General features: G+C 60.0%; 13 protein-coding genes. 2 read left to right on the forward strand and 11 right to left on the reverse strand.

Translation table 11 applies throughout. From position 1 onward, the window contains the following. Nucleotides 1-48 precede the first annotated feature (48 nt). From DW870_RS08255 to DW870_RS08290, 8 genes are all read right to left on the reverse strand, one after another. On the reverse strand, nucleotides 49-1,299 hold the full coding sequence (locus DW870_RS08255) for a HemK/PrmC family methyltransferase (RefSeq protein WP_117770546.1): 1,251 nt from the start codon (nucleotides 1,297-1,299) through the stop codon (nucleotides 49-51). A 672-nt stretch (nucleotides 1,300-1,971) separates the two neighbouring features. Continuing rightward, nucleotides 1,972-3,039, reverse strand: coding sequence for a peptide chain release factor 1 (gene prfA / locus DW870_RS08260; RefSeq protein WP_035138783.1), 1,068 nt, complete (start codon nucleotides 3,037-3,039; stop codon nucleotides 1,972-1,974). Nucleotides 3,040-3,267: 228 nt separating this feature from the next. Then, nucleotides 3,268-4,695 (reverse strand): M20/M25/M40 family metallo-hydrolase, encoded by a 1,428-nt coding sequence (locus tag DW870_RS08265; RefSeq protein ID WP_117770545.1) that lies wholly within the window; start codon nucleotides 4,693-4,695, stop codon nucleotides 3,268-3,270. Nucleotides 4,696-4,767: 72 nt separating this feature from the next. Next, on the reverse strand, nucleotides 4,768-5,553 hold the full coding sequence (locus DW870_RS08270) for an amino acid ABC transporter ATP-binding protein (RefSeq protein ID WP_117770544.1): 786 nt from the start codon (nucleotides 5,551-5,553) through the stop codon (nucleotides 4,768-4,770). A gap of 22 nt (nucleotides 5,554-5,575) precedes the next feature. Next, nucleotides 5,576-6,724: an amino acid ABC transporter permease gene (locus DW870_RS08275; RefSeq protein WP_117770543.1), complete on the reverse strand. Its 1,149-nt coding sequence runs from the start codon at nucleotides 6,722-6,724 to the stop codon at nucleotides 5,576-5,578. Between the two features lie 9 nt (nucleotides 6,725-6,733). Then, nucleotides 6,734-7,660, reverse strand: a complete 927-nt coding sequence (locus tag DW870_RS08280) for a transporter substrate-binding domain-containing protein (protein ID WP_117770542.1) — start codon at nucleotides 7,658-7,660, stop codon at nucleotides 6,734-6,736. Between the two features lie 193 nt (nucleotides 7,661-7,853). Continuing rightward, nucleotides 7,854-8,747 (reverse strand): aldose 1-epimerase family protein, encoded by an 894-nt coding sequence (locus DW870_RS08285; protein ID WP_117770541.1) that lies wholly within the window; start codon nucleotides 8,745-8,747, stop codon nucleotides 7,854-7,856. A 113-nt stretch (nucleotides 8,748-8,860) separates the two neighbouring features. Continuing rightward, nucleotides 8,861-9,730, reverse strand: a complete 870-nt coding sequence (locus tag DW870_RS08290) for a hypothetical protein (RefSeq protein WP_117770540.1) — start codon at nucleotides 9,728-9,730, stop codon at nucleotides 8,861-8,863. A gap of 251 nt (nucleotides 9,731-9,981) precedes the next feature. Here DW870_RS08290 and DW870_RS08295 point away from each other — a divergent pair, with 251 nt between their 5' ends. Then, nucleotides 9,982-11,232: an MFS transporter gene (locus DW870_RS08295; RefSeq protein WP_233504674.1), complete on the forward strand. Its 1,251-nt coding sequence runs from the start codon at nucleotides 9,982-9,984 to the stop codon at nucleotides 11,230-11,232. A 45-nt stretch (nucleotides 11,233-11,277) separates the two neighbouring features. After that, nucleotides 11,278-11,724 (forward strand): low molecular weight protein-tyrosine-phosphatase, encoded by a 447-nt coding sequence (locus tag DW870_RS08300; RefSeq protein WP_199411407.1) that lies wholly within the window; start codon nucleotides 11,278-11,280, stop codon nucleotides 11,722-11,724. Nucleotides 11,725-11,872: 148 nt separating this feature from the next. Here the strand turns inward: DW870_RS08300 and DW870_RS08305 are convergent, their stop codons facing one another. From DW870_RS08305 to DW870_RS08315, 3 genes are all read right to left on the reverse strand, one after another. Continuing rightward, nucleotides 11,873-13,234 carry an ATP-binding protein gene (locus DW870_RS08305; RefSeq protein ID WP_117770539.1) on the reverse strand — a complete coding sequence of 454 codons (1,362 nt, stop codon included), beginning with the start codon at nucleotides 13,232-13,234 and terminating at the stop codon, nucleotides 11,873-11,875. A gap of 183 nt (nucleotides 13,235-13,417) precedes the next feature. After that, a complete protein-coding gene (locus DW870_RS08310) occupies nucleotides 13,418-13,747 on the reverse strand; it encodes a TIGR04076 family protein (protein WP_199411406.1) in 330 nt (109 codons plus the stop codon). Then, nucleotides 13,740-14,564 (reverse strand): PfkB family carbohydrate kinase, encoded by an 825-nt coding sequence (locus DW870_RS08315; protein WP_117877417.1) that lies wholly within the window; start codon nucleotides 14,562-14,564, stop codon nucleotides 13,740-13,742. The genes DW870_RS08310 and DW870_RS08315 overlap by 8 nt, the downstream gene beginning before the upstream one ends. Nucleotides 14,565-14,921 lie beyond the last annotated feature (357 nt).

Consider the following 14,921-nt stretch of genomic DNA (forward strand, 5'->3'; position numbering starts at 1 on the left):
TCCTAATTATAAACTAGTTTATAATTTTTGCTAACCAGTTAATAAATATTACTGGCGCTGTTTGGGCTCGGTGACGATGGCTCGGACGATGCGGGGGCGATCGGTGAGGTCGCGGACGATGCGCACGTCCGAGAGACCCGCCTGGCGGCAGAGCTCGGCGGCGGCGTCGAGGGCACCCTCGTAGAGCTCGCAGGCAAACAGGCCGCCGGCGCGCAGCATGTAAGGCGCCGCATTGAGCAGGCGGCGGAAGATATCGAGGCCGTCGGCGCCGCCCTCAAGCGCCAGGTCGGGCTCGAAGTCCTTGACCTCGTGCGGCAGTGAGCGCATGACGTCGGTCGGAATGTAGGGCGGATTGGAGACAAGCACATCAAAGGTGCCCCACTCTTCGCGGGGAATGGAACTCACCAGGTTGGTGAGGCTAAAGGCGACCTCATCGGATGTGAGACCGAGCGCGTCGCGGTTTTTGGTGGCCAGATCGATAGCGCGCGGCTCGATATCGGTGGCGGTGCAGGTAACGTGGCCGCGGCGCTCCCAGGCAAGGGAGAGCGAGATGCAGCCCGTGCCGCAGCCGACCTCGAGAACGCGGGCGATGCGGGGCTCGGCTGGGGCAGGCGAAGCGGCATCCTGAGCTGAAGCCGTCTCCTGGTCGGCACCCTCGATGGCGATGCCGTATTCGTCGAGCTCGGACTCGGCGGCTTCCGCGACTTCGGCTTCTGCTGCCTGCGCGGCGGCTTCCTCGGCCTCGCGGTCGGCCAGCTCCTCGGCATAGGCACGGCTGCCGAGCACGTCGCTACCCAGCGCAGCCTCATCGGCGGCCGTCAGGTTGGCGGCACGGCGCTCGGCGGTCGCGCGTTCGTCTGCCAGCGCGGCCTCAGCCTTGCGTGCCTCCTCGACCTCATCGTTCCAAGGCAGCTCAACACGCTGACGGGCAGCAGCCTCGGGGCTCAGCACCTCGGCATCCAGATAATTGAGGACTTCCTCGACGAGCATCTCGGTCTCGGGACGCGGAATGAGCACGCCGGGGGCGCACGTGACGTCGATCATGCGAAACTGCGTGCTGCCGGTGATGTACTGCAGCGGTTCACCTTTAGCGCGACGAACAACGGCCGCGTGCATGGTCTCGAGCTGAGCCGCGTTAAGCGTCTCGTCCATGCGCATATATAAGTCGATGCGTGCCAAACCCGTGGCAGCGCAGAGCAGCCACTCGGCAGAAAGACGGGGGTGCTCCTCGCCGCGCTCGGCCAGGTACTCCTTGGTCCACTCGAGACAACGCTTGATGGTCCAAATCTCGTTTGCCATGGGGCCCTCCCCTCTTAAGCGCCGGACGGCGCGCGAATGTCGGAGCAGATTGTACGCGAGGGCGGCACGCGGCAAGGGACGATTGGAAGCGATTATCGAGAATCAGCCCAGAATTTTGCTTGAATCGCAATCGAAGTGTTCATTCGTCGACGTCTAAATCTGCATCCGTCAAGCTTTTGGCAAGGTTGCCCCAAAACTGACCAATATCTAACCAAGAACTTGCCAAATCACTTGACGCGCGACGCATCAAAAATCGCCCCGCGACTTCTCGGACGATTTTTTGAGCATTATTTTCGATAGCAGATGAATGCCGCTAATTTCTTTGAGCAGGTAGCCGGCTTAATGGCCATCAAAGCCGATTAAATAACATCTCAAAGCAATGTGCCCAACCTAGTCATTTAAGAACGTCCCCAATGACTAAAATGCCATCACAGCCGACTGAATATAATATCAAGGCAATGTCCCCAATGACTCCCTACGGATCATTTGACAACCAAGAAAACGCCGATGTTTTGGCAATGCCAGCGAGCGACGTCCAGAGCGAACAAGTTGGCATGAAAAAGGCAAGGCATAGACCTTCTGGTCATGCCTTGCCTTTTGAATGACAAATTGTCGCTCTGGGCGGCGCGCAGCGTCGAGCCGTTACGCGGTTTGGCAAAACCGCGTAACCCACTACACAGCCTGCGCCAGCTTCTCGGCTCGCTCGGCGGCGGCGAGTGCCTCGATCACGGTGCCGAGCTGATCGCCCAGAAGGACGCCGTTGTAGGTGGAGTTGAAACCGATGCGGTGATCGGTCACGCGGTCCTGGGGCTGGTTGTAGGTGCGGATCTTCTCGGAACGGTTACCGTGGCCGATCTGGCTCTGGCGCTCGGCACCGAGCTCTGCCTGCTGCTTCTCGAGTTCCATCTCGTACAGACGGGCGCGCAGCATCTGCATGCAGACCTCGCGGTTCTGGATCTGGGAACGCTGCTCCTGCGACTGCACCACGGTGTTGGTGGGCAGGTGGGTGATGCGCACGGCGGAGTAGGTGGTGTTAACGCACTGACCGCCAGGGCCGGAGGCGCAGTAGGTGTCGATGCGCAGGTCAGACTGGTTGATCTGGACGTCGATTTCCTCGGCCTCGGGAAGCACGGCGACGGTAGCCGTTGAAGTCTGGATGCGGCCCTGGGACTCGGTCTTGGGGACGCGCTGGACACGGTGCACGCCGGACTCGTACTTCATAACGGAGTAGACGCGGTCGCCCTCGACCTTGAACTCAATGGACTTAAAGCCGCCGGCCTCGCTGGGGCTGGAATCGAGCACGGTAGTCTTCCAGCCGCGCGACTCACAAAAGCGCTGATACATCTTGTACAGGTCGCCGGCGAAGATGGCCGCCTCGTCGCCACCGGCGGCGGAGCGGATCTCGACGATGGTGTTCTTGTCGTCGTTGGGGTCGCTCGGGATGAGCATGTACTTGATGTCTTCCTCGAGCTGGGGGAGCTTGGCCTCGTTTTCGGAGATGTCCATCTGGAGCATCTCCTTCTCATCGGCATCGGTGGTATCGTGCAGCATTTCCTTGGCAGCCTCGATGTCATCGAGCGCGCCGATGTACTCGCGCGAGGCGGCAATGAGGTCGGACTGGTGCGCGTACTCCTTGTTGAGACGCGTGAACTCCTTGATATCGGAGGCGACGGCCGGGTCGGAAAGCTTCTTCTCGAGCTCCTCGTAGGCCTTGATGATCTTTTCGAGCTTGTCGCGCATGACGGACTCCTTTATATGCGTGAAGGTGAAAATCGGCAGAATTGATGGGGCGCGGGGCGCCGCTGCGGGGGTAAGCCCGGCTAGAACATGTCGATCCTCAGATACATGCGCATCCCTTCGCGTATGGGGTACATAGTTGCGGTCTAACCCATACATGATAGCGTGCGCAGGCAAACCTGCATATAACCCGCACGGAATCCGACAAAGGGACAGTCCCTTTGTTGGATTCTAGAGCGTGTGGAGCAGAGCGATGAAAAAGCGGACACCCTGAAGGTAGACTCGGCGGGTAATGCGCTCGTTGGTGCCGTGGACGCCTCGGTCGCACTCGTCATCGTCGACCACAAAGGCCGAGAAACGAATGCACTCAGGGCAAATGCGCTGATAGTTGGCAGCGTCGGTCGCGCCGATCACGGTCGAGGGGACGATGCTGACAGGAGCCCCGCCCGTCGCACTCGGTCCGTTTTCCTCCGTCCCCTTTGGATCACGGAAATAGCGGGCGGCGATGGCGCGAACGGCCTCGAGCCCCGGTCCACCGACACGCGGAGACGGCGAAGGCTCGGAGCTGCCGGGGCCCAGCTCCACTTCGACACAACCGGCAAGGTCCGCCCCGGCAACCGCCTCACGGCAGCGCGCCACAACGTCGACCACGCTCGTACCCTCGAGCATGCGGAAGTTAATGTTGGCCCACATATCCTGCGGCATTACGTTGGCGCCGGTGCTGCCACCCTCGATCTGCGTGGGCGCGCAGGTGGTCGTCACCAGCGGATAGAGCTTTTTGCTGGCGAGGCAATCGCGGACAATGGCATCCCCGTTGGCGGCAATTTCATCGGCCGTGTAGAGCCCCAACTCGACGAGTTGAGCGGCAAGCAAGTCGGTCACGCGCGTCGGCCACTCGATATCGCAGATTGCGGTGATGGCACGGCTGAGCACCTCGAGCGATGTGCCGCCGTAGGGGTTGGACGAATGCCCGCCCTCACTCTTCGTCTTGAGTATGATATCGGCGTAACCCTTCTCCGCGAGGTCGGCATGCATAAGCCAGCCCTCGCCCGCGCCATACTCGGCAGCCGAAACAATACGGTAGTCACCCTCGTCGATCAGATATTCAAGTTCAACGCCACGCTCCTCGAGCACACGACCGATCGCCCCCGCGCCGTACTGCGTGGTTTCCTCGTCCTGGCCAAAGGCGAGCAGCAGGGTACGCTTGTGCTCCCAGCCGTGCGCGAGCGCATACTCAACCGCCTCGAGAATGCCTGCGACCTGGTCTTTCATATCGATGGCGCCGCGACCCCAAATGTAGGTGTCGTCCACATGTCCGCTAAAGGGGGCATGCGTCCAGTCAGCCTCGGTGCCGGGTACCACGGGAACCACGTCCATGTGGCCCATGAGCATAATGGGCTTGAGGGCAGGGTCGGAACCGCTAAGCGTCACCAATAGCGAATGGTCGATAAGCTCGACCTTACCCGCCGTAAATACGTGCGGCCAAGCCTGCTGCATATACGCGCGCAGGTCGTCGAACGGCTGCCAGTTCACCGCCTCGGCATCCATACTCGAGATGGTCGGAAACGACAGCACGCGGCCCAGGCGCTCGCACGCACCAGCTTCGTCCAAATCGGCAAAATCATCCTCATGCGCAAAGAAGCGCCAAACCTCGGCCATGACATCCTTTCGATTGTGATGACGAGGGCCGCCCCACGGGAGCGGCCCTGTCATGCAAACATTTGCGGTCGGTTACTTGTCCTCGAGATAACGCGAGAGGAACTCGCGGGTGCGCTGGTGTTTGGGGTTGCCAAAGAGCTCGGCCGGCGCGGCGTCCTCGAGCACCACGCCCTTATCCATAAAGACCACGCGGTCGGACACGGTTCGGGCAAAGGCCATCTCGTGCGTGACGACGACCATGGTCATGCCGTCGGCCGCGAGCTTGCGCATGACCTCGAGCACCTCGCCCACGATCTCGGGGTCGAGTGCCGAAGTCGGCTCGTCGAACAGCATGATCTGCGGATTCATGCACAGGGCGCGTGCGATGGCTACGCGCTGTTTTTGACCACCGGACAGGCGGCCCACGGCGGCGTGCGCGAACTTTTCGAGTCCCACGCTCGTCAGATGCTCCATCGCAATTTTTTCAGCCTCGGCCTTGCTCATCTTTTTGAGCATGACGGGCGCAAGCGTGCAGTTGTCGAGCACGTCCATGTTGTTGAACAGGTTAAAGCCCTGGAACACCATGCCGATGTCCTCGCGGAGTTTATTGATATTGCAGCGCTCGGCCGTAAGGTCCTGGCCGTGGAACCAGATGTGGCCCGCGTCCGGGGTCTCGAGCAGATTGAGGCAGCGCAGGAAGGTCGACTTGCCCGAGCCCGAGGCGCCGATAATGGTGACGACCTCGCCGGGGTTAACGGACAGGTCGATGCCCTTGAGTACCTCGAGCGAGCCGAAGCTCTTGCGCAGGCCCTCAACGCGGATGAGCGGCTCATTGGTCTGTGCGGCGGCCGCAACGCCGGTAGTGGCGGTATCTGCCATGATGATTCTCCTCGTCTTAAGCCTAGTTAGAGCTGGGCAGCGTGGCCGGAGCCTCGGCACCGAGCTTTTTGCCAAAGGCTTCGAGCAGGCGGCTCGCCACGAGCGTCAGGATCAGGTAGACCACGAGCGCCACGCAGTAGACCTCCATCTGGCGGTAGTACACGCCGGCGACCGTGGTAGTAGCGTACATAAGGTCGAACACGCCGATGACCGAGAGCACCGACGAATCCTTGATGTTGATGATGAGCTCGTTGGTGAGCGCCGGAATCGCATTTTTAATGCCCTGGGGGAACACGACTTTGCGCATGGCCTGCCACTGCGACAGGCCCAGCGATCGCGCCGCCTCGGCTTGGCCGGGATCGATGGACTCGATGCCGCCGCGCAGGACCTCCATCATGTAGGCGGTGGAGTTAAGCGAGATGGTGACGAGGCCGGCGGTAAAGGTGCTCCAGATCTGGTTGGCCTGGGCGGTCTCGAAGCCCATGCCGCGCAGAACGGTAAAGCCCGCGTAATAGATAAGCAGGCCCTGGACCATCATGGGCGTGCCGCGCACAATGGTGGAGTAGACGGTCGCGAAGCCGCGGCCGATACTCTTAAAGAAACGCACCAAGTCGTTGTCCACGCGGTCGAACGTCTGAATGCGCAAAAACACAAAGAGCAGTGCCAGGAAGAAGGCGATGACGGTGCCGAAGGTGGCAAGCGCGATGGTGATTTCGATGCCGCGGATGAAGAAGTCGCCGCTCTTGTAGGTCATGTAGACCAGGCTCGACAAAAAGTCGCTGGGGTTGGAATCCGAGACAATGCTCACCTGCACCAGGTCGATAAACGACATGATGCAGCGGTCCACGAAAAAGATCGCTGCGATGGCGACCACAACATAGCTACCCAGGCGCGCGCCGCGGCGGAAACGCTCGGAGGCGAACGGCGACTTTTCGCGATAGTCGTTCCAGTGCATGAGCTTGGTGACGAGTGCCGCCGCCGACACGACGACCCAGGCCCACAGGATCGCCCAAAGGCAGTCCTGGAAGATGCCAGTGGGCGCCAAAAAGCTCAGCGGCGTGGGGTTGCGCTGGCTAAACGCCAGGCCAAGCGCCGCGATGACGCTCGTGCCCAGGTATACGTAACGGTGATCGGCCTTGATAAAGGAGGCCAGGCGATTGACGGTTTTCATGCTGCCTCCCTATGCCGGCTGACGGTCGAGGCACGCGTCCCACATTTGGTCGCGCTCCTCTTGGCTAATGCCCTTGAGTGTCTTGTCGATGAGCTTAAGCAGTTTGTCCGAGCCCTTGCGGCAGCCGACGTTTGCCGCGACCTCCTGCTTAAAGCCCTCGCCTTCGGCAAAATGAATGGGAACGATGCCCGGGTTTTGAGCCATATAGCCCTTCTCGTTCTCGGTGTTGTAGGTCACGGCGTCGCAGGTGCCCTGCAGCAGGTTCGAGAACACCGTGGGGACGGAGTCGACCGGGTTTTTGTGCACAACGCCCGGGATCTCGTCGATGACGGTGTCGAGCATGGTGTCCTTTTGGCCGAGCACCGTGGCACCGCTAAAGTCGCTAAGCTTGGTGGCGTTTTGGTAGGGCGAGCCCTCTTTTACGAATAGGCCAAAGTAGCCAATGAAGTACGGGTCGGAGAAGCCGACCGACTCTTCGCGCTCGGGCGTGGCGCTCATGCCGGCGATGATGAGGTCGATTTGGCCGTTGTTGAGCGAATCGATAAGGCCCGAAAAGCTCTGCTTGACGGCAACGGGCTCGCCACCGAGGGCCTTGCAGACGATCTTGGCGATCTGCACGTCGTAGCCATCGGCATAGGCGCCCTGCACGTTGTCGATGGGGATGGTGTACTCGCTGGCTTCGGAAACCTGCCAGTTGTACGGGGCGTAGGCCGCCTCCATGCCAATGCGGATCTTATCCTTGCCGATAACGGAATCGGACAGGTCGTCGCGACCGCCACCCGTCGTGGGCTGAACTACTTCCAGCGTGGAGGGGCGCTGGCAACCGGCAAGTGCGCCGGCGACGACAGTAGCGCTCGCAGCGAGAGCGCTACCCAAAAAGATGCGACGGCTGCATATCGGCTGCGGATGCGCGTCGCGTTGATGGGGAGAATGCATAATCTGCCTTCCCTGTTGAATCGTATGCTGACGACTTAACAGGATACCGCTCAGCGCTACCTCCAGCAAATGCATATATAAATGCATATATGCAAGTTTACGAACTGAAAACGATTGATAGTCGTTGGAGACGTTCTTAAACGACTAGTCAAACAAGAACGTCCCCAACGACTAGTCCCAGGTATGCAGCCTGTTAAAGCAGAGTAACGCTAAAGCTGCGAACATCCGTCTCGCCGGGAGCCAAGGTGATGGTGTTGACCTTGTGCTCAAAGACGTCGTCCTCGGTGTCCATGGTGGTGTGACCGGTCCAGGGCTCGAGCGCCACAAACGGGGCGTCGTTGGCGGCAGACCACACGCCAATGTACTTAAAGCCCTCAAAGTCGATCTTGACGCCGTGGCCCGACTTGCGGCCGCGCAGCGTGAGCGTGGAGCCCGGGGTATCGGTGAACATGATGGCGTCGTTATCGAAGCTGCGGTGCGTGATGGGCAGCACGTCCGAGTTATCGGGAGCCTTGTAACTGCCCTCGAACGTCATAAGACCGTCGGGCGTGATGATGGGAGCCTCATTAGTCCAAGCCTCGGTAAACGCCAGCTCGTAATCCTCGAATGCCTCGTCCTCGGCACCGGGAGCCGGTACGTTAAACGCGGGGTGGCCGCCCACCGAGAACGGCAGGTCCACGTCGCCGGTATTGGTGACGGCAAAGGTCTGGGTAAGTGTGGCGTCACCAGTCAGGGCATAGGTCATGTTGAGCTTAAAGTGGAACGGGAACGCCTTGAGCGACTCGGGCGTGTCGGTGATCTCGTACGTTACCGAGGAGCCGTCCTCCGAAACCTCGACCAGCTTGTGTTCGACGATGCGCGCGAGTCCGTGGCGCGGCATCTCGCAGGTGCCGGCCGCAGACGTCGCCGTGTTGTTGCGCAGCGAGCCCACAATGGGGAACAGGATGGGCGCATGCTTGCCCCAAAAGGCGGGGTCGCCCTGCCACAGATACTCGTTGCCGTTGAGGGCAAGGCTCGTGAGCTGGGCACCCATGGAATCGATGGCCGCGGTGAGGCCGCCGCGCTTGATGGTAGTGACAGTAGACATGCTACTTCCTCCAAAAGTAAACAATAGTGTCGAGGGCTATTGTCCCACTCTTGGCGGCGGGACGGGACGGCAGGCGATTATTGAGTAGCCATAGCGGAATGAGCGGCGAGTGCCTACTGGGTATCCACGTAAAGGTCGAACCTGCCCTGCGGTGTGGTGTCGACCGTGTCGGGCGCCTGTGAGTTAAAGCTCACGGGGACCATGCGCTTTGAGGCACGGAAGCGCGTGCCGTCGGTGGCGACGGGCGGTTCATCGACGGTGAGCTCGTAGTCGCCGGGCTTAAGTTCGATGCCGTCACCAGCGGAATTGACGTATTGATACTCGTCAATCGTCTGCCCTTTGAGCGTACGCCCCACGATGTGGATGAGCATTTGGCTGTCGCCACGCGCGGTGTCCCACGTCGCGCCGTCCTTGACCTCGACCGACACATGTACCGAGCGCGTGCGGCCGAGCGATTGCTCGATAGACATCTCGACCTTGGCGGCGTCTTTTCGCTGTTGTTCAACATGGCTCCAGACGTTTCCAATTACCGAGCATGCGATAACGCCGGCCATGAAGGCGATAAGGATGGGGCCGAGCGGAGAACGGCGGCCCGCGTCTTCCTCACGAGCCAGGTCGGGGCGATGTGTGGGCGCAGGCGCCTGGGCGCCTTGCGCGGGCACGTCGAGAATGCTGAAGGATGCCGTGCTGTCGGGGTCGATGGTGTGACGCGGCTGCGGGATCTTTGCCGGCGAGATGGACATGTCGGCTGGCTCGCCGAGCGTGGCCGTAGCGTCGGCCTTGGCCTCGTCTGCCTCGGCCTGGGCCCAAGCTTGTTCGAAGGTCAGGGGCTCGACGGGGTCGAGGGCGGCGTCCGAATCGGCGGCGACGTCGTTGCCGGTCTCGTCCTCGTCGCTCGACACGTCACGCGGCATGGGCTCGTCCCACTCCTCGTCCGGAGCCTCACCCTCGCTATACCACCATTCAAAGTTATCGATATCCATACGGGGCGCCCCTTAGGCCTCGCAAATAAACACTCGCTAGTCTTATACCCCCAGACGGCACGGCAGCTCGCCGGCACAGATAGGAAAACCATCACAACATTCGACGTTTTTCCTCGATTTCGAGATTTTCGCCGAATGTTGTGACGGTTTGGGCGACCGGCCGGCAGCGCAATGTGACAAAGAGACTGTCCCTTTGTCACATTCTGCTAGAGTTGCAGGGATTGAATCTCGCTTATTCATGCGACATTGGAGTGACAACCTTGACCGCCGCAACCACGCCTAAAAGTAAGTCAACCGCCGCCGCGCTCTCCCCTGCGCGCACCAAGCTCTGCCTGGCGCTGCTCGTGCTGTTGGGATTCTCGCTCGGCTGCTCCGAGTTCGTGGTCATCGGCATCGAAAGCGACTTGGCAACGGAACTCGGCGTATCGCTTGCCACCGCAGGCCAACTTATTAGCGTGTTTGCGCTTGTCTACGCCATCGCGACGCCAGTGCTTGCGCTCAGCACGGGGCGTTTTCGCCGCTACCAGCTGCTCGTGTGCTACAGCATCGTCTTTGTGCTCGGCAATTTGGTTATGGCGCTGGCGCCCAACTTTCAAGTGCTGTTTATCTCGCGTATTGTCCTGGGCTCCGTCTCGGGTGCGCTGCTCGCCGTGGGCGTAACGTACATCCCTGAGCTGCTGTCCCCGCAGCAGACCTCACTCGCCATCTCGGTAGTGTACGGCGCGTTTTCCGTGGCAATGGTCTTTGTCACTTCGATCGGCAAGTTTGTGGCCGACACGCTCGACTGGCACGTGGCCATGTACGGCACGCTGACCTTTGCCGTTCTGATCTGCGGAGCGCTCGTGGCGTTTATGCCGCGCGCTGGGCAAACCGACGAGCCCGCCACTTTTCGCGAACAGGCGGGTCTACTACGCGAGCCGAGCATCATCACCGGCATGCTCATCTTTTTGTTTGGCGTGGGGTCGGTCTACGTTTTTTACGGCTACGTGACGCCTTATCTTGAGCAGGTGCTGGGCATGGGCACGGTCGAAGCCAGTACCACGCTCATGGCCTACGGCGTGTTCTGCCTGATCTCGAACATCCTGGGCGGATGGATCGATGCGCGCTTTGGCATGAAGGCGCTACTCGTGACGTTTGTGCTGCAGGCTGCAGCGTTACTCGGACTGTTTGCTGTGGGCGGCACCATGCCGCTCGCGCTGGTCTTTGTCTTTAGCCTGGCGCTGCTCATGTACCTGTTCTCGGTGTCGTGCATCACGCACTTTATGGACGTGGCACGCAGCCGCCATCCCAAGTCGATGGTACTCGCAAGTTCGGTTGAGCCCATGGCGTTTAACGTCGGCATCTCGTTTGGCACCGCAGTGGGCGGCGCCGTGGTAAGCAGCGTTGGCATTGCATATGTAGGCGCGGTCGGTGCCGTGTTCTCGCTTGTGGCCTGGGCGCTCACGCTGGTGACGATTAAGTTGGCTCGCTGGGAACGCAAGAGGACGATGGCGCAGGCGTAGATGCGATACTCGAGCTCGATGATGGCGATCGAAAGGAAACCGCATATGCAACGTGTACTGTTTATCTGCCATGGGAACATCTGTCGCTCGACGATGGCTGAGTCCGTGTTTACCGAGCTGGTGCGGCGCGCCGGGCGCGCGGGCGAGTTTGTCATTGACTCCGCTGCGACCTCAACTGAGGAGATCGGCAACCCGCCGCATCATGGCACGGTCGCCAAGCTGCGTGAAGTCGGGATTCCCGTCGTTGCGCACCGTGCCCGCCAGGTGCGTCGCGCGGAGTATGGCGACTGGGACCACATTGTCTATATGGACGACGAGAACGCCCGCGGCCTGCGGCGCATCTTTGGCGACGACCCCGACGGCAAGGTTACACGCTTGCTCGATTGGACCGAGCGCCCCGGTGACGTGGCCGATCCCTGGTACACCGGCAACTTCGATGCCACCTACCGCGACGTGCTCGACGGTTGCACCGCTATGCTCGAGCAACTGTAGACAAGCGAGGTCGCGAGCCACGTCTCCGGCGCGAAACGAGCGTGGGTTTTCTCCCACTTTGAGCGCTCGAGTGCGCTCTAAACGGGAGAAAATCCACGCTCATGAATGTGACAAAGGGACTGCCCCTTTGCCACATCCGGGACTGGCCCTAGACCGGCTTGACCTCCAGCTTTATCCCCTCGGCGCAGGAGTCGCCCAAAACATCCGAAAGGGCCCAGGTCGCATATAGCGGCAAATAGAGAACCGCTCCGTTGCGCTCAACGTTGCCTCTCGAGAAAACAATCCCGAGCCTTACGCCATATTCAGCCGTATCAAGCACATGACCGAGCGCAGCGTGCGCGTGGTAATAGGAGCCCGATTTAACCTCGATCGGAACAGCCGTCCCATCCGGCCCATCGACCACAAAGTCCACTTCACCGCGCTTTTTTGTCTGATAGTAGTAAAGCTGGCGATTTTGGGCAGCCAGCTGCTGGGCCACCACGTTTTCGTAAAAGCCGCCCAGATTGGGCTCCTTGCTATCAAGATACGCCGCTTGGGCGACTCCAACGGGGTAGCGCGCCATCAACATGCCCGTATCCGATTGGTATAGCTTGAACTGCGATGGCCGTGCCGTCTTGAGCAGGGGCGACTTTGGCTCGGTTACGATATCGGCTTTGAGAGCAACGCCGGCATCGACAAGCCAGACAAAATCTCGCTGGTACTTCTCATAATGCGCCTTGGGGTCAATGGAATTGAGCACGAAACGCTTGTGTTCGCCCTCAAGCATAATGGGGAGCTGATCGTAGATGCTCTGCACCTGAAGGGCACGCCCGCTTGCATACTTGGAAATATCCCGTCGGTACTGTTCGTTGAGCTCGGACTGTAGCTGACGAACAGAGGCAAGGTCGCCCTGCGTGTCAAGGAAACGCTGCACGACCTCCGGCATTCCGCCGACAACGGTATAGGTCCTGAAGTTTGCCATCATCGCGTCATGAATGTAATCAGGAATGGGCCTCTCGCTGATACACGCGTCACGTATCGTTTGGCGAGCCCCCTCGCTCACCCCGGTTGCCCAGCAAAACTCCTCAAAATCGAGCGGGAACATCCTAAGCTCGTGGACATACCCCACGGGATAGGACCTGACGCCCTTGAACTGGGTCCCGAGCATTGACCCCGAAAACGCCCAGCGGCACCTCCCGTCCTCTACAAGGAACTTTGCCATCGTCATGATGTCGGGGGCCTCTTGGACCTCATCGATAAACACGAGCGTTTTGCCTGGTGCAATCGACTTTCCCGAAAGAAGCGTCACCCTGCTGATGAAATCATCGGCATTCCGCGCCTCGAGAAGAGCATCTTTTGCCTGGCGATTTTCCATGAGATTGAGCTCGATGTAGGTTGCATGGCTGGCTTTGCCAAATGCGCGAATCGAATAGCTTTTGCCGATCTGGCGAGAACCCGTGATGAATAAGGCCTTTTGCTCGGCAGACTTCAGCCAACGCTCCAGCTCTGCCGCTATTTTCCTGCGCAGCATAGGCTCTCCCCTCAGTGTCATCAAATGAAATGCAAAGTTTTATGCGCTTAATTATCGATGAAATGTATGATTTTTAGAACCTAAAATCGGATGAAATGCAGAGATTTAGGATTATAAGCAAAAAGAAGGGGCAGCCCCGGCGAATGTGACAAAGGGACTGTCCCTTTGTCACATTGCGCTCGACTACTCGTCGACGATCTCGGCAAGCCAGACGTTCAGCGTATCGACCTCGGGGCAGCAGAACTTTGCCGTGCCGGGCTCGTTGCCAGGCACGGTTCCGCCATAGCGCAGGATATCGATATAGGGAAAGCCCACATGGCAGGCCATAGCGCACATCTTGCCGCGGTCTCGGTCGAAGTCAAAGACGTCGCCCGGCTTGTGACCATGGTGGCAGCGGCACGCACCCAGCTGGTCCACGCAGCTCACGCGGATACGCGGACGCTTGCCACGCGGCGCGCCGAGCGGCTTGTTCTCGCCCGCAGGCTTGACGCCGCCCTCATCAGCATTACTCATGGTCAATCACATCCAGGCAGGCCTCGATGGGAAGGCCGGCGGACTTATCCTCCTGGTCGGCATTGCGCTCGATAAGCTCCGCTACCACGCGCATGGCATCGCTCGTCGCACGCTGCAGGCTCCAACCGGCCATAACGCGGCCGACGAGCACCGCCGAGAACGTGTCGCCCGTGCCCGGGAAATAGACCGGAATGAGCTCAAAGGGAATCGTGAAGTACTCCCCCGCCACATGGTCGTAACCGATAACCGCGTTCGTGCCATTGACCACGGCGCCCGTAATGACCACCGACTTGGCACCCAGCTCGCGCACAGCGTCCACAAGGGCGCGGGCCTCATCGGGCGTAATTTGCTCGGCGATAGGCCTATCGGCAAGCAGGCACGCCTCGGTATAGTTGGGCACCGCGTAGTCTGCGCACTCCAGCAGGCGCCGCATAAGGCCAATCGTGGACTCGGGCACGCCCGCATAGAGCTTGCCGTTGTCGCCCATGATGGGGTCAACGAACACCTTGGTGCCCTTTTGCGCACGGCGGTGGCAGAAGTCCGAGATGATGCGCGTCTCTTCCTCGGTCACGATAAAGCCGGTCGAGATGGCGTCGAACTCAAAGCCGAGCTCCTCCCAGATAGCGAGGCTCTGGCGGACATACTCCGTGGTGTCGTGGATGTAGAACTTGGGGTAGTTGAGCGTATCGGAAACGAGGGCCGTCGGCAGGTTGTGAATGCGATAGCCCATGTGCGACAGCACCGGCAGCATGGCGGAAAGCGCGACCTTGCCGTAACCGCACATATCGTTGATCAGCAGCAGCTGAGTGTTCTTCATGAGTGTCCCCCTTGGTTCGGGCGCGGCGCGGCAGCGCCACAGTGCGACTAAGTGTAGCGCAGGGAACGTTACGAGCGAAGTCGGGCAGCGTGAAGGGCAAATTGTTGCAGAAAGGTTACGGGAAGGAAGTTAGTCGTTTGGGACGTTCTTAAATGACTAGTCAAACAAGAACGTCCCCAACGACTAACCCAACGACTATCAGCGCAAGGAGTGTCCCCAAGTGCCGGCACATAAGGAACGTCCCTAATTGCCACCTAAGTGCCAAAACGACTGGTCGGGCAACACCGATGTCTTGGCGAAGTCAGACACTATGACCCAATCCAGGGGCACGGAAACGACAGGAGCCCCCGCTCGTGA

The organism is Collinsella sp. AM38-1BH (assembly GCF_003467545.1).
Classification (GTDB): Bacteria; Actinomycetota; Coriobacteriia; order Coriobacteriales; family Coriobacteriaceae; genus Collinsella.

Coding starts and splice junctions, on each gene's coding strand:
- DW870_RS08290 (WP_117770540.1), bottom strand. CDS start 9,730: ATGGATATCGATAACTTTGAATGGTGGTATAGCGAGGGTGAGGCTCCG.
- DW870_RS08265 (WP_117770545.1), bottom strand. CDS start 4,695: ATGGCCGAGGTTTGGCGCTTCTTTGCGCATGAGGATGATTTTGCCGAT.
- DW870_RS08270 (WP_117770544.1), bottom strand. CDS start 5,553: ATGGCAGATACCGCCACTACCGGCGTTGCGGCCGCCGCACAGACCAAT.
- DW870_RS08280 (WP_117770542.1), bottom strand. CDS start 7,660: ATGCATTCTCCCCATCAACGCGACGCGCATCCGCAGCCGATATGCAGC.
- DW870_RS08300 (WP_199411407.1), top strand. CDS start 11,278: ATGCAACGTGTACTGTTTATCTGCCATGGGAACATCTGTCGCTCGACG.
- prfA (WP_035138783.1), bottom strand. CDS start 3,039: ATGCGCGACAAGCTCGAAAAGATCATCAAGGCCTACGAGGAGCTCGAG.
- DW870_RS08255 (WP_117770546.1), bottom strand. CDS start 1,299: ATGGCAAACGAGATTTGGACCATCAAGCGTTGTCTCGAGTGGACCAAG.
- DW870_RS08285 (WP_117770541.1), bottom strand. CDS start 8,747: ATGTCTACTGTCACTACCATCAAGCGCGGCGGCCTCACCGCGGCCATC.
- DW870_RS08275 (WP_117770543.1), bottom strand. CDS start 6,724: ATGAAAACCGTCAATCGCCTGGCCTCCTTTATCAAGGCCGATCACCGT.
- DW870_RS08315 (WP_117877417.1), bottom strand. CDS start 14,564: ATGAAGAACACTCAGCTGCTGCTGATCAACGATATGTGCGGTTACGGC.
- DW870_RS08305 (WP_117770539.1), bottom strand. CDS start 13,234: ATGCTGCGCAGGAAAATAGCGGCAGAGCTGGAGCGTTGGCTGAAGTCT.
- DW870_RS08310 (WP_199411406.1), bottom strand. CDS start 13,747: ATGAGTAATGCTGATGAGGGCGGCGTCAAGCCTGCGGGCGAGAACAAG.